This window comes from Corynebacterium sp. 5QC2CO, assembly GCF_024580435.1.
Lineage (GTDB): Bacteria > Actinomycetota > Actinomycetes > Mycobacteriales > Mycobacteriaceae > Corynebacterium > Corynebacterium jeikeium_D.
Genome location: NZ_JANIKI010000005.1, coordinates 31,136 through 52,597 on the forward strand (window position 1 = coordinate 31,136; position 21,462 = coordinate 52,597).

Here is a 21,462-nt window from a genome sequence, read left to right on the forward strand (position 1 = left end):
TGGCACAGGCTGATTTCCGGCCGTGGCCATTACGCATAATTGCCTCTGCGGTGGGATAATAAGCGGCATGCCTAATCCGTGGATTAATAGCGAGAAAACCGAGAGAATTGTCATCGTCGGCGCTGGTGGTTTTGGCCGAAACGTGGTCAGCTTCATCAAGGACATCAACGACTACGCAGCAGCCAACGGCCTACCAGCGCAGTGGGAAATCCTAGGCATTATCGATGATGGCACCCCAGATATGACCTTTTTCCACAAAATGGGCGTGCAACTCTTGGGCAAAACTGAGGTCCTCGCGGACTTGCCCGAGGGGGTTTACTACACAGTCGCAATTGGCAGCGGCGCTGCTCGACGTTCGATTGCGCAACGCGCAGATATCGAAGGGCTCGTGCCTGCGACTCTGGTCCACCCAGACACCAGCATTGGCGCGCTGGTCACGCTCGGCGAGGGCACGGTCATCTGCCCCGGAGCGCGCCTGACCTGCAATATTGAGGTAGGCAAGCATGCCCAAATCAATATGAATGTCACAATCGGCCACGATGCGGTGCTGCGGGACTACTGCACAATCTTCCCGCTCAATGCTGTGTCGGGCTTTGTCACGCTTGGCGAAGCCTGCACCCTAGGCGCCAACTCCGTAATCAACCCCGGTCTCACCGTCGGCGAGGGAGCGTACATCGGATCCGGAGCCGCAGTTACTAGAGATGTCGATGACTACACCGTTGTCGCCGGTGTTCCTGCAAGTGTGATTAAGAACCTGCGTTAGCCGAAACGTTCTTATCCGACGAATTCTCATCCGACGAACCGGTGAACTCGGTCATAGTCACTTGCCCCTCTTCCGAGATGCCTTCGCGCTTGAGCACCACCAAGATCGTGTCGAGCAGAATCTTTGCATCGAGCAGTAGCGACCAATTATCCACGTACTGCACGTCGTACTCGAAACGTTCTTCCCATGTGATGCCATTGCGGCCCGAAACCTGGGCAAGCCCCGTAATTCCCGGTGGCACCTCATGGCGGCGTGCTTGGCGCGGCGAATAGCGCTCTAGGTACTTCATGCGCAGCGGGCGCGGACCAACGAGGCTCATATCGCCACGCAGAACGTTAAAAAGCTCCGGGAGCTCGTCCAAGCTTGTGGACCGAAGGAATTTTCCCACTTCGGTGAGGCGGGACGCATCGTCGACAAGCCCCTTTGCCGGATTGACGTGGTGCATCGTCCGGAACTTGAGGATATTAAACGGCTCACCATCCTGGCCCGGGCGTTCCTGGCGGAATAGGACTGGCTTTCCCATGGAAAGTCGCACTGCCAGAGCCGTAGCGCCCATAACTGGCGACAGCACAATCAAGCCCGCTGCAGATGCCGCGATGTCGATGCCACGCTTAATTACCCGTTGCGCACGGATGCTCGGTGAATCCATTGGTCATCTCCTACTTTTCGTTGAACATTTCGCGCAGAAGCTTTTCGGCACGCGCATCGACTTCCGCATTGGAACGGTTCCTGACCAGCCATCCGATCGCACCCACTGCACCAGCCGCGGCAAACGACGCTGCCGCAACGCGCAGTTTCTTGTTGTCATTCTTGTTGTCAGGCACACTTTGCTTGACGACGGCCACCGCTGGCCTCGACTCCGAAACAACCGACTCTGCGGTATCGGTGACCGTGACCGGCTCGCGCTCGGCTGCGGGTTCTGGCTCGACTGCGGTTTCCGCTGTGGCCTCGGCTGCGGGCTCGGTTTCCAGTTCCGGCTCCAGCTGCTCATCCGTTTCGAATGCAGGTTCATCAGCAGCTTGCTCGACAGCGCTCGCCGCCTGCTCTGGCTGAGAAGTAAGTTCCTCTTCCGCGCTACTTTCGGCCGACTTAGTCTTGTCGCCGCGGAACACGGAAACGATTCCAACCACAAGGGCAACGAAGAACGCAACAGCAATTTCAAGGCCAATTCGCGGCAGGGTTCGGAACCAGTAAATATGCAGGCCGCCCCAAACCAGGTCGCCCAGGCCAGCCGCGAAAGTCACTGCGGCTATAAACAATGCTGGAGCCCACCAGCGCGTCTGTAGTGCAGCATGTCCACGAGTAACTGCCCAGTTAAACAGGGCAATGCCGAGTCCCAGTACAAATCCACCGATGACGACACCAATGCTGCCCCACATCCAGTACCACTCACCGGTAGCGTTAGCGGCCACCGAATACCAGTCGTACTTTGGGATTGCCTTCTCTGGCTTCCAGTACTTAACCAGCTCGTACCCCACTGCGCGCGGTAAATCCCAGCTCTCCGGCGCAATCGGCGTTAGCGGAGTCAGCAGATTTTTGCCACCTTGAAATTCAAAGCGCCCCTGCTCATGCAGATCGACCAGATTTGCGAAGGTAACAAACGGGTCAGTCAAGGATTCCAGGCCCGTGCGGTTGGCTGAATTACCCTTATTGATGCTCTCCTGGTGAGCCTTACGCAGCGTTGCAAACACCATCAACGCACCGGGGCCCATCAGAATGGTCAGAAGCTTGATCCAAAAACCACGAACACGAATCGCGAACAACACCAAGAGACCAAGTCCCACGGCGGCGATACGCAAACGGCCTTGTCCACTATGAATATCTAGGACATATACCGCCGACATACCTAACACTACCGGCAGCGAAAGTACCAGGAGAATCACCGATCGCGACCACCAGGCACCAAAAGCAACCAGCAGGATTCCCACAATTGCCGGGCTTTCAATAATGATGCCCGGCAGTAGCTCAGAGGCGCGGAATTGGTACGAAAACGCGTACAGCACAAGGCCGATGAGGATGAAAAGCCACCGGCCAGGAAGCACCTTTTTATCGAAACGTATTTCTCGGCCAAAGCGCCAAGAAATCATGGTCACGAGAAAGGTCAGCAAGTAGGTAAGGCCAACGGCTGTGCGCAACGCTTCGGTTGAAACTCTTGTGTCATCCCACGCTTCATAAGCAGGAAAAGCTGCCGTAAAGAGGGTCACAAGCGTAAATACGCCCAACGGTGTGATCATCCGACCGCCGTTGCCCAAGAACGTACGCAGGCAGAACAAAGCCAACAAAATGGTACCGATCTGCGCACCCTGCAGCGGATCCGTCCACGATGTCACTACGACGACTGAGAACAGCCACAGAACCGCCTCGATAGCTGTCAGTTGCGATATCCGGGCTATTCCCGCATCGATAGCATTGGTCATCCCAGCACTTCCTTCAAAACACCAATCACCCGCGCGGCGTCATCATCATCCAGCGCCGGACCACTAGGAAGAGTAATGCCACGGGAGAAAAGATTCTCAGCAGTGCCGTTGATGGTCGCCCGCGCGCCCTCATACACCGGCTGTAGGTGCATCGGCTTCCACAGGTGACGAGCCTCAATGTTGGCCTCACCAAGTGCTGCAATCACGCTGTCCGGACTCAACATGCCCTTATCGACGGCCTCCTGTGGCAGCACAATTGAGGTCAGCCAGCAGTTCTCGGTGAAACGCACATCGGAGTCAGAGAGCAAGCGGGTACCTTTACCAGGGGCATCGTCGTCAAGCGAGGCGAGCAAATCTAGGTACGCATCGCGAATCTGGCGGCGGCGAGCAATCATGCCGTCCAGCCGCGAGTGCTGCGCCCGCCCCAGTGCGGCAAGCAGATTGGAAAGGCGGTAGTTGTAGCCGATTTCGGTGTGCTCGTACCAAGCGACGGGCTGACGCGCCTGTGTGGACAGGTAGCGGGCGCGGGAGATGAGGTCAGCATCGTTGGACAGCAGCATGCCACCGCCGGATGTGGTCATAATCTTGTTGCCGTTGAAAGACAGCGCGGCGGCACGGCCGAAACTGCCGGCCGGCTGACCATCGACACTGGCACCGAGCGCCTCGGCGGCGTCCTCGATGAGCGCGATGCCGAGTTCTTCCAGGCGTGGCGCAAAGGCCGGGTAATCGGCGCAGCGGCCAAAGAGGTCGACAATCATCACGGCGGGAACGCTCTTGCCCTCGGCAAGCAGCTCATCGACGGTGCGGAGCAGCAGCTCAGGGTCGATGTTTCCGTCCTCCGCGGCATCGACAAACACCGGCGTAGCGCCGACGTAAGCAATGGCGTTGGTCGTGGCCGCGAAGGTCATGGTGGAAACCGGAATGTAATCGCCTTCCCCAATGCCCAGTGCGAGCAGCGCCAAGTGCAGGCCAGCGGTGCCGGAAGACAGCGCGAGCGCGTGATCAACACCGCAGCGCTTGGCAATCTCCGCCTCGAACGCGTCTACCTCGGGGCCCAGCGGCGCGACCCAACCAGAGTGGAGTGCACGAACGACGGCCTGTTCTTCGGCTTCGGTGACTGTCGCGAGCGAAAGAAAGATCCGCTCATTGGGCTTGTTAGCGTCGGCGTTAATCATTACTTCTGCACCTTTCGGACGCGGTTGAGTACCTCGATGAGCTGGTTGTACAGGCTGTCGCGGGCAAAACGCTTCTCACCTAGTTCGCGGTTGCGCTGTCCAGCTGCGCGCATCTCATCGCGGTCGGAGACGATCTCAGCGAATCGCTTAGCCGCGGTCGGAATATCGCGCGAGAGACGCCAACCGGCATCGTGCTCGGTTGCGGCTTCCTCCAGCCAGCCACCGTGGTTGAACACCACCGGACGCGATGCGGCCATGGCATCGAAGACCTTGTTCAGGGAGTTGCCCTCCAGGCAGGGGTCATCACGCAGCGGCGATAGCGCGATATCGGCGGCAGACACGTACTTGGCGACATCTTCCTTCGGCTGACGGCCAAGGAACATCGCATCGGCATCGAGGCCAGCGTTCTCGGCGCGCTGGTACAACGCATCCGAGTCGCTTCCCTGCCCCAGCAGGACAAAGCGCACATTCTCCACGCCATCACGACGCAGCTGCGCCGCCAGATCCACAAGCCACTCCAGCTGGTAGGACATGCCAAAACCACCGGCGTAGACCGCCACCACGTCATCGCCCCAGCCCTGCTCCTTGCGGAAAGCTGCACGCTGCTCGGCCGGGACATCAAAACGCTCAAAGTCCGACGCATTCGGAATCACGGTCACGCGCTTCTTCGGAGCGACCTCTTTGACGCCATCGGCCATCGACGGCGACAGCGCCACGACCTCGCTCGATGCTGCATAAAATGCCTTCTCCAGCTGCTTGGCCAGGAAAATTGCCACCGGATTATTGAGGTAGCCCAACTTGATCGGCACCTCTGGCCACAGGTCACGAATTTCCGCCACCAACGGCGCACGCTGGGTAAACTTCGCCACAATTCCCGGAACCGCCACAGTCAGCGGGGTCGAGGACGCGTAGATCACGTCGGCAGGCACACGGGCAGCGACCGCGGAGGCGCGCACCAGGAAGTTCAAGAAACTGACGATACGCTCGCGCTTCGACATTTCATTGCGGTACGGAATCGCTAGACGACGCACGTGGATACCATCAACAGTTTTATCCATGGCCTCATCGCGACCACAGATCATTGTCACCTCGTGGCCTGCGGCGGCCATTCGGCGGGCAAACTCGTAGGGTCGGGAACCACCCGGCTCACCGGGGAGAACAAAGTGCTGGTGGATATAAGTGATTCGCATTGTTTAGGCTTCCTCGATTACGTCGACGGGGAGTTCTTCAGTTGTGGTTGATGGATTCTTCTGGCCTTCGCTTGGCCGCATCAGCGCCACTGCGGCAACAACTGCTGCTGCAAAGTAGACAATTGCGCTGGTCCACGCGAGGCCGAGGGCATCTCCGAGAAGAATGCCAATCGGGTAACAAACGACAGCGATGACGGCGGAAATGAGCTCCACTCGGCCAATTCGACGGGGATTGTCGCTGCCGAGAATTTCACCGCACAGGTGTCGGTAGCAGCCGAGCACCACGGCCGCGATAGTCAGTGGCAGCACCAACTCCCGGGCAGGCTCAAACTCATGGCCGAATACCGGCACGATGAGGAAGTAGAGTGCCACACCACCGAGAGCACCAAGTGCGCCGTACGCTGCAGTGACTATGCCAAGATGTCGGAGCACGCGAGACGGGGTGAGTTCGCGACCCCTCTGGTCGCTAGTGCGCTGATCGGCGACCGACTGCGCGACCCAGTACAGCGGCTCTGTCGCCGTCGCCACGACCACGAAAAGGCCTAACGACGCCGGCGAGGCCAGCGCCGGCAGTAAAACGCGCCCCAAGCGTGTCGTCGTCAGCGGCCCCAGACCCGATGCGATGAACGGGGCATTTGTACGAGCTGTCTCTACAACTCCGCCGACACGGGAATCGGTATGCTCGCGTGACTTCGCCAGCGACCAGATTGCCAGGGGCAGCGCCGGGAAAATGTAGGCCGCAGCCCACCAGCGCCAGTCCTCGACTCCAGCGAAATACAGCGCAGTGCTAATCAGCAGCACCGAGCCTTGGAAACAGACGAATACCGCGACGAAGAAGGACACCCGATGCCGGCTGATAGCCATGGCACGAACCATGGAAAACGACACGGTAACCAAGGCGACAACGCCGGCCATTGCCGTCCACGGTCCGTAGACGACGCCTGCGATGGCACAGGCAATCAGAGTGACTACAGTCATGGCAAAACCACTCGGAATGAGACCGTGGTCGTAATCATCGCGGCGCAGCAAAAGCCGATCGGCCCCAAAGCCAACGAATGGTGCCACAATATAGGCGAACTGCAAAACGGTAGCGACCTCGCCTCGACCGGCGGGCCCCAGCACTCGCGCGGAAAGAATACTGACCACAAAGGCGACGATTGCGGCGAGCGCTGAAGCTGCCGAAATCGTCGCAACTGTTCGAACTCTTTGCGCCAGCTGCCCGGAGTTAGAGGAGCTGGTGGTTGTCACGGTGGGGAGTCATCCTAACTATTTTGCTTTCGAGCTAGCGGTTGCAAGTGATTGTGCACCGGTGGGATGCGCCGCAATACTGCTTTGCGCCCCCACCGTGCTCTGCAAGCCAGCGGCGTGCAGCATCGTGATTATGTGTGCAGGGCAGAATCCGCGAATTCAGCTGTTCCGGCTCAACACGTACCTCAGTGATTAGCGGATGACGGTCACCGATCTTGGGAACCTCACGGTCATCAACCAAGTCCTCAGAGATCTTCTCACCGTCACGAAGACCCGTATAGACGATCTCGACGTCTGCGTCATGGAGGTTGATGAGATTCTCCGCCAGCTCAGCAATCCTGACCGGCTTGCCCATCTCCAGCACCAGAGTCTCACCGGACTCTGCAATAACGGTGGCCTGCAGCACCAGCTGCGACGCCTCCGGGATGGTCATGAAGTAGCGCTGAACGTCAGGATGCGTCACGGTAACCGGCCCGCCCTCTTCAATCTGACGCTGGAAAGTCGTAATGACCGAACCTCGCGAGCCAAACACGTTACCGAAGCGGACAGATGCCCAGACACCTTCATGGGTGCACCCCATGTGCGCAGTCAGGCGTTCCGCGGCACGCTTGGATTCACCCAGAATCGACGCCGGATTCGCAGCCTTGTCCGTGGAAATATTAATAACCGTTGAAACATTGGCCGCAGCCGCTGCATCCAGCACGTTCTGCGTGCCAATGACATTGGTTTGCACCGCTTCTGCCGGGTAGCTCTCCAGCAGCGGCAGGTGTTTCAGAGCCGCTGCATGGTAGACAACATCGGGCTTGCGCTCGGTGAAGATCTGAGTCAGCATTTCCGCGTCTCGGATATCAGCCAGGACGGTATCGGAACCGTCGAGAAGCGCTGAACCCGTCAGCGACAGCTGCGTGGAGTGCAAGCCGCCCTCATCGCGATCCAGCATGATCAGTTCTGCCGGCTCAAAGCGGTGAACCTGTCGGCAGATCTCGGAACCGATAGAACCGCCAGCGCCCGTGACCAGCACCTTCTTACCGCGAATAATGGAAGCGACCTTGGATTCATCCAGGTGCAGCGGCTGACGGCCAATGAGGTCGGCGATGTTAATTTCGCGCACCTGCGCGGTAGCGACAGCGCCACGGTGGCGCGAGTACTCCTCCACTGGAGGCAGAACGAGCAGACGCAGCGACGATTCCTCACAGATGTGGTTGAGGACATTAATGCACTCAGTGGACAGCGGCTCATCAGTAGCAATGATGACCGACTGCGCCGAAGTGCGCGATGCGACTTCGCCCAGCTGATCAATGCCACGAATCACACGGAGACCGTGGATGCGAGAAATATGGTTCTCGCCGTTTTCATCGGGATCAACGATTCCCACCAAGTGGAAGCGGTTCTCACGGGAGATACCAGAATCCGTCAGGCTGTTGATAAAGAACTTGGCCCGCCGGCCTGCACCGAGAACAATCAAGCGATCATCCGTCTGGCGGGAGCCAAAGTTGTTGGTAATCCAGCGAGCGAGAGTACGGGTATAAATACTCACCAAAGTCGCGACACAACCACCAGCAAACGGAACATACCACTCAATTTCCGGGAAGGTCTTCAGGACTTGAGCTAAACCAGTGGCTGCGGTAGCGCCGCCCATGCTTATAGCCAGCAGGACAATATCTTCAGTTCGACTGCCGGGCCATACGCGTTGCGGGTTGGTGTATTCCCCGAGCAGCAGGCCGACCAAGACGATGACTACCACGGCGACAGCGACAACCAAAAAGTTCGTGCCTGATATTTCAGAGAAAGATACCAATTCACCGCGGACGATTCCGTTAGCGGCGGACAGCGCAATCAGCCAGGCGAGTACGTCAAATACACACCAGGCGAGCTGCTTCCAGTCTCGGATAAACATTCTTATGCCTTTTACTGCTGGTTAAATTTTCCTACGCACAATGCGTTCCACAGGCTTGGCATACTATGCGATATGAACTACATTTACAGCCCCTTACTCCATAGGGCTACCCCAGCACTTGGGTAGCCAAAAGGCCACCCTTTTCTCCTATCATTCTCCCTGGTAAAACAACGTTTCACCAACTATTTACTGAAACTTCAATCTGTTTACATTCATATAACTAGCTGTACAAACTAACTTCTAACGTAGCCACTTCCTAACGATTGCAATTAATGCAAAATCACCTCTTTATTGAGATATTTATTCAAGGAAGTATTTGCGTGAATACTCAAACAATCGTTTTTGACAAAAGGGTTACACCCCCGTGAGCACATCATCAACGCGTCGGGCGCAGCAGACCACACAGTTCTGGCAGGCCTACAAAAACGGCGAAGACCTGCCCAAATAAAAGCACTCTTACATGCGCCCATATTAAATGCGCACCCAGTATGCGTATTATTGATATATGTCGTCGCACGCCACACCAGAACCCCAATCCCCCACAACCAAACCGCCTAAAAAGCCTGACAAGAAGCGCCGCATGTCCTGGCATCGCAAGGCCGGCATGCCAGTGCGCTGGTGGTTCGCCTCCATCATCGTGGCAGCACTCATTCACCCTTTCGTCACCGATGGCCGTTGGCTGCTAGTACACCTCTTTACCCTCGGCGCAGTCACCAACTCCATCCTCATCTGGGGCCGCCACTTCACCGAGAAGCTACTGAAAATCGACGTGCCCGATGGCAATCGGCACATTCAGTTAACAAACATTTACCTGCTCAACGTAGGCATTGTCGCTACGGTCGTTGGCAAGCTGGGTGATTGGTGGCCGGTGACCACCGTCGGCGCGGCGGTCGTCGGCGTCGCCGTCGCATGGCATGCAATCTCCCTCGGCCGCGACCTGATGGCGAAGCGCGATCGGCCATTCGCCATTTCCGTTGCGCACTACGTCGCGTCGGCATGTCTACTGCCCATCGGCGCTGCACTCGGCGCCATCCTCGCATCTCCGAAGGGCAAAGCGCTTCACGACGACCTCCTACTGGCACATGAAGCCGTCAACCTCATTGGCTTCCTCGGGCTCGCGGCCTGCGGCACGCTCATCACCATGTTCCCAGCGCTGTGGCGAACCCAGATGTCGCCGCGTTCCCGCCCGAAGCTGGCACTAGCAATACAGCTCATAGGTATCGCGATTACCGCGATCGGCGCACTGACCAGCATCAACTGGTTGGACTCCGTCGGCCTTGGCATTATCACTATCGGCTGGGTCATAGCCGCCATCCCGTGGGCGCACAACGTCATGACCGTCGCTAAAGACCCTCGCGACCGCCTCAGCTACCCGGCGCTGTCTGTCGCGGCCGCCATCGTATGGCTAATCGGCACACTCGCAGTCGCCACAGTCAAGGCGCTTGACGACGGCTTCGTAATCTCATCCCTCACGCTGCCGCTGGTAATCGGTTTCGGCGCCCAGTTGCTCATCGGCATGATGAGCCAACTCTTGCCCGCCACCATCGGCGGAGGAGCTGGCCCAGTCTCTGCCGGCATGAAGGAACTTGACCGCGCGGGCGCATTCCGCTGGTCGACCATCAATATTGGTCTGGCACTGTGGCTAATGCCGCTGCCTTCCTGGACCAAAGTGGCGGTCTCCGCAATGGTCTCCCTTGCCTTGGTGTCTTATCTGCCACTTGTCGGCCGTGCCGCGAAGGCACAGATTAGTGCGCTGAAGGAACGTCAGAAGGCACGGGCTAACAAGGAAGCATCACCGAAGCCGGTCGAACTGCACGCAACTGCACGTCGACTCGGTGCTCAAACTACCGCTGCTCTGGCTGTATTGGGCCTGGTAGTAACCGTCGGCGTTGCGCTGAGCGGTGGCGGTGGCGGTACGGGAAGCATTGAAACCACCAGCGATGTTGCGCCCACCGGAGAAACCGTCGAGGTCACAGTGACCGCCAACGATATGACCTATACCCCGAACGTTATAGAGGCAAACCCCGGCGACCGACTGGTCATCACCATGGTCAACGCTGATTCCCAGGTCCACGATCTGCGCTTGGCCACCGGGGAGGACACCGGACGTGTCGCCCCTGGCAACTCCGCCACCATTGAAGTGCCGGTTGTTCCCGGTGACATTGACGGCTGGTGCACCATTGCTGGTCACCGCCAGATGGGCATGACGCTCACGGTCAATGCAGGTGGCTCGGATCATTCACACCGCACCGGGAACAGCGGCCACTCCGACCACGCAACACCAGGCGCACTCGGGAATGTCGGCGAGCTACCCGGCCCGGATTCCCCCACCATCAACCCGCTATTAGAACCCGCCGAGGATGCCACGGTTCACCACGTCACGCTGCGGGCCAGCGAATTCACCGGCTACGCTGCCCCTGGCGTCGAGCAGCAGCACTGGGTCTACAACGGCAAACCGCTGGGGCCAACTCTGCGCGGCAAGGTGGGCGACGAGTTCGTCGTCACGCTCATCAACGATGGCACCATGAGTCACTCCATCGACTTTCATGCCGGCATTATCTCGCCGGATGAGCCGATGCGCGACATCGCCCCTGGTGAGAAGCTTGAGTACCGTTTCCGCGCTGACCGTGCGGGCATCTGGATGTACCACTGCGCGACCATGCCCATGTCCATGCACATCGCCGCCGGTATGCACGGTGCCGTCATCATCGACCCACCGAATCTCACCGAAGTCGACCACGAGGTTCTTCTGGTGCAGTCGGAAAGCTACTGGGGCGAGGACGGCCCCGACGCCGACAAGGCCATGGCCGAGGACCCCGATATCTACAAGTTCAACGGCTACCCCGACCAGTATCTCACCCACCCAATTCGTATTCGCGCAGGTGAGACGGTACGTTTCTGGGTACTCGCCGCCGGCCCCAACAAGGGCACGAGCTTCCACATCGTCGGCACGCAGTTCCATCGCGTGTACAAGGAGGGCGCGCTTTTGCTTGACGACGGCGTGGGCGGTGCTCAAGCCCTTGACCTCGGTGCCGCTCAGGGGGGTTATGTTGAGGCCGAATTCCCGGAGCTAGGCACGTACCGCTTTGTCGACCACCAGATGGTGCATGCCGAAATGGGGGCACGCGGCAACATAGTGGTGAACTAAACCAGGGTTTACAACTTAATTGGAGCGTCTTCTGGCTCCACCGCGCGAGGCAGATTGGACTCGCCCATCAGGTACTGGTCCACGGCCTCGGCGCAGGCGCGACCTTCGGCGATAGCCCACACGATCAAACTGGCACCGCGGCCATTGTCACCGGCCACGAACACCGGACCGTCGAAGTTCTGCTCGATGTCGCTGCGCACGGCGAGGTAGTCGTCGTCACGCATCATCACACCGCGATCGTTGAACTGAATACCCAGCTCATGCGGCAGACCGCCGCGCTCCGGACCGGAGAAGCCCAGCGCGATGAGAACTAGGTCGGCATCGAGTTCGAAATCCGTGTCCTCCATGGGCACACGCTTGCCATCGATGACCTCGACCTCGTTGGCGGACAGGCCGGTCACGTGACCGTCCTCGCCGTGGAAGGAGACGGTGTTGACGTTGAAGACGCGCTTGCCCAGAGTCTCGCCGGTGACGCGAGCGTTGAGGCCGAGTGCCTCGGTAACCTCTGGTGGTTCGGAACCGGTGATGGTGTACTCGCCCTCTTCGTGAGCAGTCGCCACGCGCCAGACCAGCGGGTACATCGGCCACGGAGTCGACGCCGCACGGGACTTCGGCGCACGTGGGCGAATATCAAACTGCGTGACGGACGCCGCTCCCTGGCGCAGCGCGGTACCGAAGCAGTCAATGCCGGTGTCGCCACCACCGATGACGACAACCTTCTTGCCCTTGGCATCAATCGGCGGGGTGTCGAGCTCGCCTGCGGCAACGCGGTTGGCTCCCGGCAGGTACTCCATAGCCTGGTGAATACCCTCCAGATCACGGCCATCGACGGGCAGGTCGCGGGCCAGCGACGCACCGGTAGCCAAGACAACAGCGTCGAAATCGGCCAGGTCAGCGGCAGTCGGTGAGATGTTGGTGCAGAACTCGGTGCCCTCAATCTCCATCTGCTCAAGACGACGGTCGAGGAAACGCTGCTCCATCTTGTAGTCCGGCACGCCGTAGCGCATCAGGCCACCAATCTTGTCGTCGCGCTCGAAGACCGTGACATCATGCCCGGCGCGAGTAAGCTGCTGTGCTGCAGCAAGACCCGCCGGCCCGGAGCCAATGACAGCGATGTGTTGGCCGGTGTCGAAAGTCGGCACAATCGGCTGCACCCAACCCTCATCGAAACCGCGCTCGACGATAGCCAACTCGATATTCTTGATGGTCACCGCATCGTCGTTGATGCCGAGCACACAACCGCCCTCACACGGTGCCGGACACAGGCGGCCCGTCCACTCCGGGAAGTTGTTGGTGGCGTGCAAGCGCTCGAAAGCCTCGTGCCAGCGGTTCTGACGAACCAGGTCATTCCACTCCGGAATGATGTTGCCCAGCGGGCAGGCCGAGTGACAAAACGGCACGCCACAGTCCATACAGCGGGTCGCCTGCTGTTGCACCTGCTCGTTGCTAGCCTCCTCATAGACCTCTTTCCAGTCCATCAGACGCAGCGGAACCGGGCGATGAGCAGGCTCTTCGCGCTGGAATTTCATGAAACCCTTCGGATCAGCCATTGGTTACTGCCTCCATGATTGCTTCGTTGATGTCAGCGTCGTTGTCCTTTGCCTTCGCGACTACGTCGAGAATTCGGGCGTAATCACGCGGCATGATTTTGATGAACTGTGCAGCCGGGAACCGAGTCTTAGAACCCGTGAGCTTGCGATGCTTCGACAGCGTGGCCTCCAACCAGCTGATGTCCTCATCATCGAGCGGCACGATATCGACCAACTCGGTGTTGATGTTCGCCCGCGTCGCCTCGTTATCCAGCAGGTAAGCGATACCGCCACTCATACCGGCGCCGAAGTTGTGACCGACCGGGCCCGCCACTACGACGCGGCCACCGGTCATGTACTCGCAACCGTGGTTACCGATGCCCTCGACCACGGCCGTAGCACCGGAGTTACGCACGCAGAAGCGCTCACCGACAGTGCCGCGGACGAAGATTTCACCGCTGGTGGCACCAAAACCAATGACATTTCCGGCAATGGTGTCGGTAGCCACATCCGCGGTCGGCGGGGCCGAACGCGAAGGGCGGACCACAATCTTGCCGCCACACAGGCCCTTGCCGACGAAGTCGTTGGCATCGCCGTCCAGCTTGATGGTCACACCGGCCGGCAGGAACGCGCCCAGCGAGTTACCGGCGGAACCGAGCAGGTTGACGACGATGGAGTCGTCGGCAAGCCCCTGCTTACCTGCGACCTTGGTGACTTCGTACCCCAGGCGCGTGCCCACGGAACGGTTCACATTGCTGATGGCGTGGTGCAGCGATACCGGTGTCGGTGCCAGCCCATTCGCGCGCGCCGTACGCAGCGCGGGCTGCGCTTCGTCGATGAGGCGCTCGTCCAACGCGCCCTCAAGCCCGTGGTCCTGCGCCTTCGTGCAGTAGGGATCCTGGTCCGCAAAGAAGGGGCTCTCGCCGACGTGCAGGATTCGCTCCAGGTCAAGCTTTGCGACGCGCGGAAGGTTGCCCAGATTCTTGCGCGGACGCAGGCACTCGGCATGTCCGACCGCTTCATCGATGGTGCGGAAACCCAGCTCAGCGAGGTATTCACGGACCTGCTGGGCGATGAAGGTGAAGAAGTTGACCACGTGCTCGGCGCGGCCGGTGAACTTGCTCCGCAACGTCGGATTCTGGGTGGCAATACCGACTGGGCAGGTGTCCAGGTGGCAGACGCGCATCATGACGCAGCCCTCAACCACCAGCGGAGCGGTGGCAAAACCAAACTCCTCAGCGCCCAACAGCATCGCGACCACGACATCGCGACCGGTCTTGAGCTGGCCATCGCACTGCACGCGGATGCGGTCGCGCAACCCGTTGAGCATCAGGGTCTGCTGGGTTTCAGCGAGCCCCAGCTCCCACGGACCGCCAGCGTGCTTGAGGCTGGTCAGCGGCGAAGCACCAGTGCCGCCATCGTGGCCGGAGATCAGCACAACGTCGGCATGCGCCTTCGACACACCAGCGGCGACAGTACCCACACCCTGCTCGGAGACGAGCTTCACGTGAATGCGGGCGCGCGGATTGGCGTTCTTGAGGTCGTAAATGAGCTGCGCCAAATCCTCAATCGAGTAGATGTCGTGATGCGGTGGTGGCGAGATCAGACCCACGCCCGGGGTGGTAATGCGCACTTCCGCAATCCACGGGTAGACCTTGTTCGGTGGCAACTGGCCACCTTCGCCGGGCTTTGCACCCTGGGCCATCTTGATCTGGATGTCGGTGCAGTTGGACAGGTAGTGGCTGGTCACACCGAAGCGGCCCGATGCTACCTGCTTGATGGCAGAGCGTTTCCAATCGCCGTTGGCCTCCATTTCGAAACGGTCTGGATCTTCGCCGCCCTCGCCGGAATTGGACATCGCACCTAGGCGATTCATAGCAATGGCCAGCGTCTCATGTGCCTCCGCAGAGATGGAGCCGTAGCTCATCGCGCCGGTGGAGAAACGCTTGACGATGCTGGAGACCGGTTCGACCTCATCAATGTCGATTGGCTTGCGGTCCGAGGCGAACTCGAGCATGCCGCGCAGAGTTGCCAGCTGCTTGGTCTGCTCATCGACCTTGTTGGTGTAGTCGCGGAAGACCGCGTACTGACCAGTGCGGGTCGCATGCTGCAGCGTGTAGATGGTCTCCGGGTTGAATAGGTGGTACTCGCCTTCGCGACGCCACTTGTACTCGCCGCCGAGATCCAGCTCGCGGTGTGCTTGCTCTTCCGGACGCGGCAGGAATGCGCTGCGGTGACGAGCTGCAACATCTTCTGCGACCTCGTCGAGACCGATACCCTCCAGCGGAGAAACAGCGCCGGTGAAGTACTCGTCCAGGAACTCCTGCGACAGACCTACGGTGTCGGCCAGCTGTGCGCCACGGTAGGACTGCAGTGAGGCGATACCCATCTTGGACATGACCTTCAACACGCCCTTGGAGGCGGCCTTACAGTAGTTCGAGCAGGCCTGATCCAGCGTCAGATCACCGAGCTGGTCCTTCATGCGCAGCTCATCGATGGTTTCGAAAGCCATGTACGGATTAATGGCATCGGCGCCAAAGCCCAGCAGCATGGCCATGTGGTGCACCTCGCGGGCGTCGCCAGCCTCAATGATGAGACTGGCGCGCGTGCGAGTGCGCTCCTCCACCAGGTGGTGGTGGACCGCAGAGGTCAGCAGCAGCGACGGGATGGGGGCAAAGCGCTCATTGGACTCGCGGTCAGACAGCACAATCAGTCGGGCACCACGGTCGATGGCCTCAGAGACCTCACGGCGGACACGACGGATAGCGTTGCGCAGGCCGCGGCCACCGCGGGCGACCGGGTACAGGCCGGAGATGACCTCGGCACGGAACTCAGAATACTCCTCGTTCTTGCCCGCCTGGCACAGGGTGACAAAGTCGTGGTTGTCCAGGATTGGATGCTCAAGCCGGATGCGACGGGCGGCATCGGCGGTGGGCTCCAGGATGTTGGTCTCTGCACCCAGCAACGTATTCATACTGGTGATGGACTTTTCGCGCAGCGAGTCCAACGGCGGGTTGGTAACCTGCGCGAACCGCTGCGAGAAGAAGTCGAACAGCATGCGAGGGCGGTTGGACAGTGCCGCAATCGGCGTGTCTGAGCCCATCGAACCCAGGCCCTCCGCGCCGGTGAGTGCCATCGGGCGGATGATTAGGTCAACGTCTTCCTCGGTGATGCCGAAGACGCGCTGCCGCAACACCGCGCGGGCATGCGGCATGTACTGGTAGCGCTCTCGTGGCAGGTCGGTGATGTCGACCAGGCCCTCTTTGATCCATTCCTCGTATGGACCGGTAGCGGCCAGCGTGGACTTAATCTCCTTGTCCTCAATAATGCGACCGGCCTTCATGTCCACCAGGAACATGCGCCCCGGCTGGACGCGCGTGCGCCGCACAATCTGCTCCGGCGGGATATCCAAGACACCAGCTTCGGAGGCCATGACCACCAGGCCCTCGTCGGTCACCCAGATGCGCCCCGGGCGCAGGCCATTGCGATCCAGGGTGGCGCCGATGACTTGGCCGTCGGTAAAGCAGATGGCTGCAGGGCCGTCCCACGGCTCCATCAGGCAGGCGTGGTACTCGTAGAACGCGCGAACCTCCGGGCTGAGGTTGTCGTCGTGCTCCCAGGCCTGCGGAACCATCATCATGACCGCATGCGGGAGACTGCGACCACCGAGATGTAGCAACTCCAGGGCCTCGTCGAAACGCGCAGTGTCAGAACCGTTGGGGTCGCACACCGGCAGCGCGCGGTCGATGTTGCCCAGCTTGCCAGAGCGAATCAGCGACTCGCGGGCGCGCATCCAATTCTCGTTGCCGCGCACGGTGTTGATTTCACCATTGTGAGCGACGTAGCGGTACGGGTGTGCCAGCGGCCAGGACGGGAAAGTGTTCGTGGAAAAGCGCGAGTGCACGATGGCGAGCGCGGAAGTGACTTCCTTCTGCTGCAGGTCAAGGTAGAAATCCTTCAGCTGCGGAGTAGTCAGCATGCCCTTGTAGACGATCGTGCGGCTGGACAGCGACGGGAAGTACACGGTGTCGCCACCAGAGCCCTCGCCGGCGCCCTGTTCACCCAGCTCACGCTCGCACCGCTTACGCAGGAAGAACATCTTGCGGTCGAGATCGATATCGCTGAGCTGGCGACCCTCGTAGTTCTTCGCGGTAACGAAGAGCTGACGCAGCACCGGCATAGCCTGGCGAGCCATCTGACCAAGCCCGTCAGCGTTAATCGGCACATCGCGCCATGCCAAAATCTCGATGCCCTCTTCGGCGCAGATATCTTCAATAGCCCGGATGGCATCGAGGGTGGCCATGCGCGACTGCGGCAGGAACGCAATACCGGTGGCGTAGGTGCCGGCCGGGGGCAAAATAACGCCTTCCTTGCTCAGCTCAGCACGGTAGTAGGCATCCGGAACCTGAATGAGAATGCCGGCACCGTCGCCGGTGGTCTTCTCAGCGCCGGCGGCACCGCGGTGGTCGAGGTTGACCAGTGCCTGAATGCCCTTTTCGACAATGTCATGGGTCTGGCGACCGTAAATGTCGGCAACAAAGGCCACGCCACACGCATCATGTTCGTTCGACGGGTGGTAGAGACCTTCCCTCTGAGGACCACGAGGCAATGTGGTCGCTGTTTCGGTCAGAGTCATGGCTGTCTTAGCTGTCATGGCTGTTTTCCCCTTGTAGGTGCAATGTGCCAATTGGGGGACACGGGTTATCTATATTTCCAACTGTTTTAACAATGCACTTTCATCTAGGCGTATTGCAATACGTATTTAGGGAACTGGCTATATTTACCCACCCCCGAAGGAGCTAGAATGCCCTTCCCGTTCGACTAAAATCGGGCTTTCACTACCTGCTTTAACGCCATAACCCCCTAATCGAGCTACCACCCCCGCCAACTACGCACAGTTGTTCGATTCTTTGGCAAACCTCCCTCCATACCCAATCCGCTCCCACCGCTATGGTTAGCTCCATGCTCGTCAACCGTCGTTTCCGCTCGCCACTGCAGGGCCTCGCCCTCCTTATCGGCGCAGTGACAATCCTCAGCGGCTGCACGGCTCCCACAGCCCCCACTCCAGAGAGCCAGTCGTACAGCCCGGCTCCGGCACCCGCATTCACGCCCGAGCCAGAGGAACCCGCGCCCGAGATTCCTGAAGCGCCCCACTCCCCGGACGCCCCGGACACCCCAGCGCCCGGCACATCGCCTATCGACGGCATCCGTAGCGCCCTCAACCAGCTGGAGGTAAAAGGGCGCGCACCGAAAACCGGCTATGCGCGCGATGAGTTCGGACAACGTTGGAGTGACGACGTCTCTGCCGAGTTTGGGCACAACGGATGTGACACGCGAAACGATATTTTGAATCGTGACCTTATTAATAAGGAGTACAAACCAAATAGCCGCGATTGCGTCGTGCTTTCAGGGCAATTACTGGATCCCTATACCGGCACGATGATTGAGTTCCAGCGTGGCCGCGATACCTCTTCTGCCGTTCAAATCGACCATGTCGTAGCCTTAAGCGACGCCTGGCAAAAGGGGGCACAGCAATTCCCACCCGAGGTTCGGCAGGACCTTGCCAATGACCCCCTCAACCTCTTGGCCGTCGATGGCCCCGCCAATCAACAGAAGCGGGATAGCGATGCCGCATCCTGGGTACCCGCCAATAAGCCATTTCGCTGCCAGTATGTCGCTCGCCAGGTGGCAGTAAAACAGAAATACCACCTGTGGCTCACACAGGCGGAGTACGATGCCATCGACCGTTGGCTCTCCACCTGCACACCAGAGGATGACCCCGCACTTGCCGCCCTAACCCTGAATTAGGGCAACTTCCTCCGGCGCTCACCGATGCCACACACCGAGGCTCAAGCCGGCGAATATGCCACCTATTCAGCTACGCGCTCGCAACCTCCCTCCCCTCTCGGTCGCGAGCGTTTCATTTTTCCTGAAGATTCCTAGCCCCTAATTTCTGGGGGCGACCGCCATTCACTTACGGCCCACCCCCTTCAAAGAAACCAACCGAAAACCCCTGGATTCATAGAGTTATATACGTCAGTATCAGAATTGAATTCGTTACCACAGTGTTATCATCTCGTTATATTCACTGCTTCCTGTCGGTTTATAACCGTTTGATAACACTGTATCCTCGAGTCCGTTCGCGAAAAAGGTATCCGTCGTAAAGCGCTGCGCACACTGACTGCGTATTTTTACTTTTCTTGCTGGAAACTACTTTTTGACGCGGCACAGGTTTGTTAAAGTCTGGTTGTTACAAAAACGCACTATCGTGACTGATGGTGTCAATGTGACTGAAGAGTCGCTTGGCACTATTAATCGCTTGTCCATCACCTTGGAGGATTCTCACCCATGGCAGCTGAAATGAAGGCTCCGCAAGTACCACTTGGGCTGCAAATCAAGGCTTTTGCCCAGTCGATTCCACCGCTCCTGCGTACCGGCGCCCTGTACATGACTCCGAAGACGGCGCCGAAGGTCCTCGATTACCTGCGTCGCCTGAAGTTCTCCGTCGCCAGCCTGATTTCCATGGGTGCGCTGCGCTACCCGGATCGCCTCGCCCTTGTCGATGATGACGGCGAACTGACCTATTCTCAGCTGCTGGACAACGCCCACGCCCTGGCTCGTGCCTTGATGGACCGTGGCATGACTCAGAAGTCCAGCTTCGGTGTTATCGCACGTAACGGCCGCGGCATTATTCTGCCGATGGCTATCAAGGGATTCATCGGCTCCGAAATTATGCTGATGAACATCGGTTCCGGCCCGACTCAGATTCGCGGCGTCGTTGACCAGAATAAGGCCAAGTTCCTGTTCGTCGATGACGAGTTCCTGGGCAACCTGCCGGAAGACCTCGACGATGTCACCGTCGTTATTACCTCCGTGACCAAGCCAGAGACCCGCAAGAACGCGGGCAAGAACTTCCTGTTCATGGAAGACCTCATTGAAGAAGGCCGTACCTCGAACGCCAAGTTAGATCCGAAGCCGGAACAGGGACGCATCATCATCATGTCCTCCGGCACCACCGGCATCCCGAAGGGTGTCCTGCGCAATGAGCCGAAGACACCGGCAACTGTGGGTGCAATCGCCGAGCGTATTCCGTGGCGCCGCAACATGGTAATTCACCAGTCCGCATCCATGTTCCACGCCTGGGGCTGGGCAAATGTGCTGATTGGCATGGCTACCGGCTCCACCATTGTCACCATGCGTGTCTTCGACCCGAAGAAGGCTGTTGACCAGTGTGAACAGTACGGCTGTAACGGCATGATTTCCGCAGCCTTCTTCCTGCGCCAGATCAAGGATGTTCTGGATGAGGAGCCGAACCGCAAGATTGGTCCGTTCCGCTTCATCGTCTCCTCTGGTAACGCCATCCCGGGCTGGCTCGTCTCCGCGCTGACTCACCGCTTCGGTCCGGTTATCTGTAACTTCTACGGCTCCACCGAGGCCGGCCTGTGCTCCATCGCATCCGGCGCGGACCTCGCAGCCCGCCCGGACTCCGCAGGTCGCCCGGCAATTGGCGCCAAGGTTCGCATCCTGGGTGACGACGGCAAGGAAGTCGAGCCGGGTGAGGTTGGCATGATCCACACCGCTCAGGAGCTCTCCTTCATCGGCTACCTGAACAAGAAGGACAAGTTCACCACCGTCGATGGCCTGTTCCAGATTGGTGACCTCGGCCGTATCGACCAGGACGGCTACCTGTACATCTGTGGTCGCTCCGACGACATGGTGATCAAGGGCGGCGAGAACGTCTTCCCACGCGAGGTCGAAGAAATTCTGGGCCCGGTGCCGGGTATCGCCGATGTCTTCTGCCACGGCAGCAACGAAAACGATGAGATTTTCGCTGACCTGTTCCTCTATGTTGTCCGCGAGGACAATGAGGCCGGCAAGAACCTCACCGAGGACATGCTGCGCGAGTACGTCCGCGAAACTCTGGCCGAGCACTCCACTCCGGACCGCGTCTTCTTCGTTGACTCCCTGCCGCGCAACGCCATCGGCAAGGTTGTCCCGCGCGAGGTCAAGGCAATGCACGAGCGCCTGAACCTGGACGCTCAGTAAGAAGCCTGCACACGAAAGTGTGCCCACCGGCTATCCGCCTGGTGGGCAC

General features: G+C 59.3%; 12 protein-coding genes. 4 read left to right on the plus strand and 8 right to left on the minus strand.

Going from position 1 to position 21,462, the window contains the following annotated elements:
* Positions 1-67: 67 nt before the first annotated feature.
* Entirely contained in the window at positions 68-763 is a 696-nt protein-coding gene (locus NQ014_RS05755; protein ID WP_257074210.1) for a NeuD/PglB/VioB family sugar acetyltransferase, read from the plus strand.
* Here the strand turns inward: NQ014_RS05755 and NQ014_RS05760 are convergent.
* Genes NQ014_RS05760 through NQ014_RS05785 form a run of 6 tightly spaced genes read right to left on the minus strand, consistent with a single transcriptional unit; the run spans position 747 to position 8,690 of the window.
* Complete coding sequence (locus NQ014_RS05760; RefSeq protein ID WP_257074211.1) at positions 747-1,412, minus strand: sugar transferase; 666 nt, start codon at positions 1,410-1,412, stop codon at positions 747-749. The genes NQ014_RS05755 and NQ014_RS05760 overlap by 17 nt on opposite strands.
* 10 nt (positions 1,413-1,422) lie before the next feature.
* On the minus strand, positions 1,423-3,180 hold the full coding sequence (locus NQ014_RS05765) for a hypothetical protein (RefSeq protein WP_257074212.1): 1,758 nt from the start codon (positions 3,178-3,180) through the stop codon (positions 1,423-1,425).
* The gene (locus NQ014_RS05770) at positions 3,177-4,355 is read right to left on the minus strand and encodes a DegT/DnrJ/EryC1/StrS aminotransferase family protein (RefSeq protein ID WP_257074213.1); all 1,179 of its coding nucleotides are present in this window, start codon (positions 4,353-4,355) and stop codon (positions 3,177-3,179) included. The genes NQ014_RS05765 and NQ014_RS05770 overlap by 4 nt, the downstream gene beginning before the upstream one ends.
* Positions 4,355-5,545 (minus strand): glycosyltransferase family 4 protein, encoded by a 1,191-nt coding sequence (locus NQ014_RS05775; protein ID WP_257074214.1) that lies wholly within the window; start codon positions 5,543-5,545, stop codon positions 4,355-4,357. The genes NQ014_RS05770 and NQ014_RS05775 overlap by 1 nt, the downstream gene beginning before the upstream one ends.
* Positions 5,546-5,548: 3 nt before the next feature.
* The gene (locus NQ014_RS05780) at positions 5,549-6,793 is read right to left on the minus strand and encodes a hypothetical protein (RefSeq protein WP_257074216.1); all 1,245 of its coding nucleotides are present in this window, start codon (positions 6,791-6,793) and stop codon (positions 5,549-5,551) included.
* Positions 6,794-6,827: 34 nt separating this feature from the next.
* Entirely contained in the window at positions 6,828-8,690 is a 1,863-nt protein-coding gene (locus tag NQ014_RS05785) for a polysaccharide biosynthesis protein (protein WP_257074218.1), read from the minus strand.
* Positions 8,691-9,270: 580 nt separating this feature from the next.
* Here NQ014_RS05785 and NQ014_RS05790 point away from each other — a divergent pair.
* On the plus strand, positions 9,271-11,838 hold the full coding sequence (locus NQ014_RS05790) for a multicopper oxidase domain-containing protein (protein WP_257074219.1): 2,568 nt from the start codon (positions 9,271-9,273) through the stop codon (positions 11,836-11,838).
* 8 nt (positions 11,839-11,846) lie between these two features.
* Here NQ014_RS05790 and NQ014_RS05795 read toward each other — a convergent pair whose 3' ends face one another.
* Positions 11,847-13,388 (minus strand): glutamate synthase subunit beta, encoded by a 1,542-nt coding sequence (locus NQ014_RS05795; RefSeq protein ID WP_257074220.1) that lies wholly within the window; start codon positions 13,386-13,388, stop codon positions 11,847-11,849.
* Positions 13,381-18,003: a glutamate synthase large subunit gene (gltB, locus tag NQ014_RS05800; protein ID WP_257074322.1), complete on the minus strand. Its 4,623-nt coding sequence runs from the start codon at positions 18,001-18,003 to the stop codon at positions 13,381-13,383. Before gltB ends, NQ014_RS05795 begins: the two co-directional genes overlap by 8 nt.
* Before the next feature lie 326 nt (positions 18,004-18,329).
* Here gltB and NQ014_RS05805 point away from each other — a divergent pair, with 326 nt between their 5' ends.
* Together NQ014_RS05805 and NQ014_RS05810 are read left to right on the plus strand one after the other, a co-directional pair.
* Positions 18,330-19,175, plus strand: a complete 846-nt coding sequence (locus tag NQ014_RS05805; RefSeq protein WP_257074221.1) for an HNH endonuclease family protein — start codon at positions 18,330-18,332, stop codon at positions 19,173-19,175.
* Positions 19,176-19,715: 540 nt separating this feature from the next.
* On the plus strand, positions 19,716-21,413 hold the full coding sequence (locus NQ014_RS05810; RefSeq protein ID WP_101687974.1) for an AMP-binding protein: 1,698 nt from the start codon (positions 19,716-19,718) through the stop codon (positions 21,411-21,413).
* Positions 21,414-21,462 lie beyond the last annotated feature (49 nt).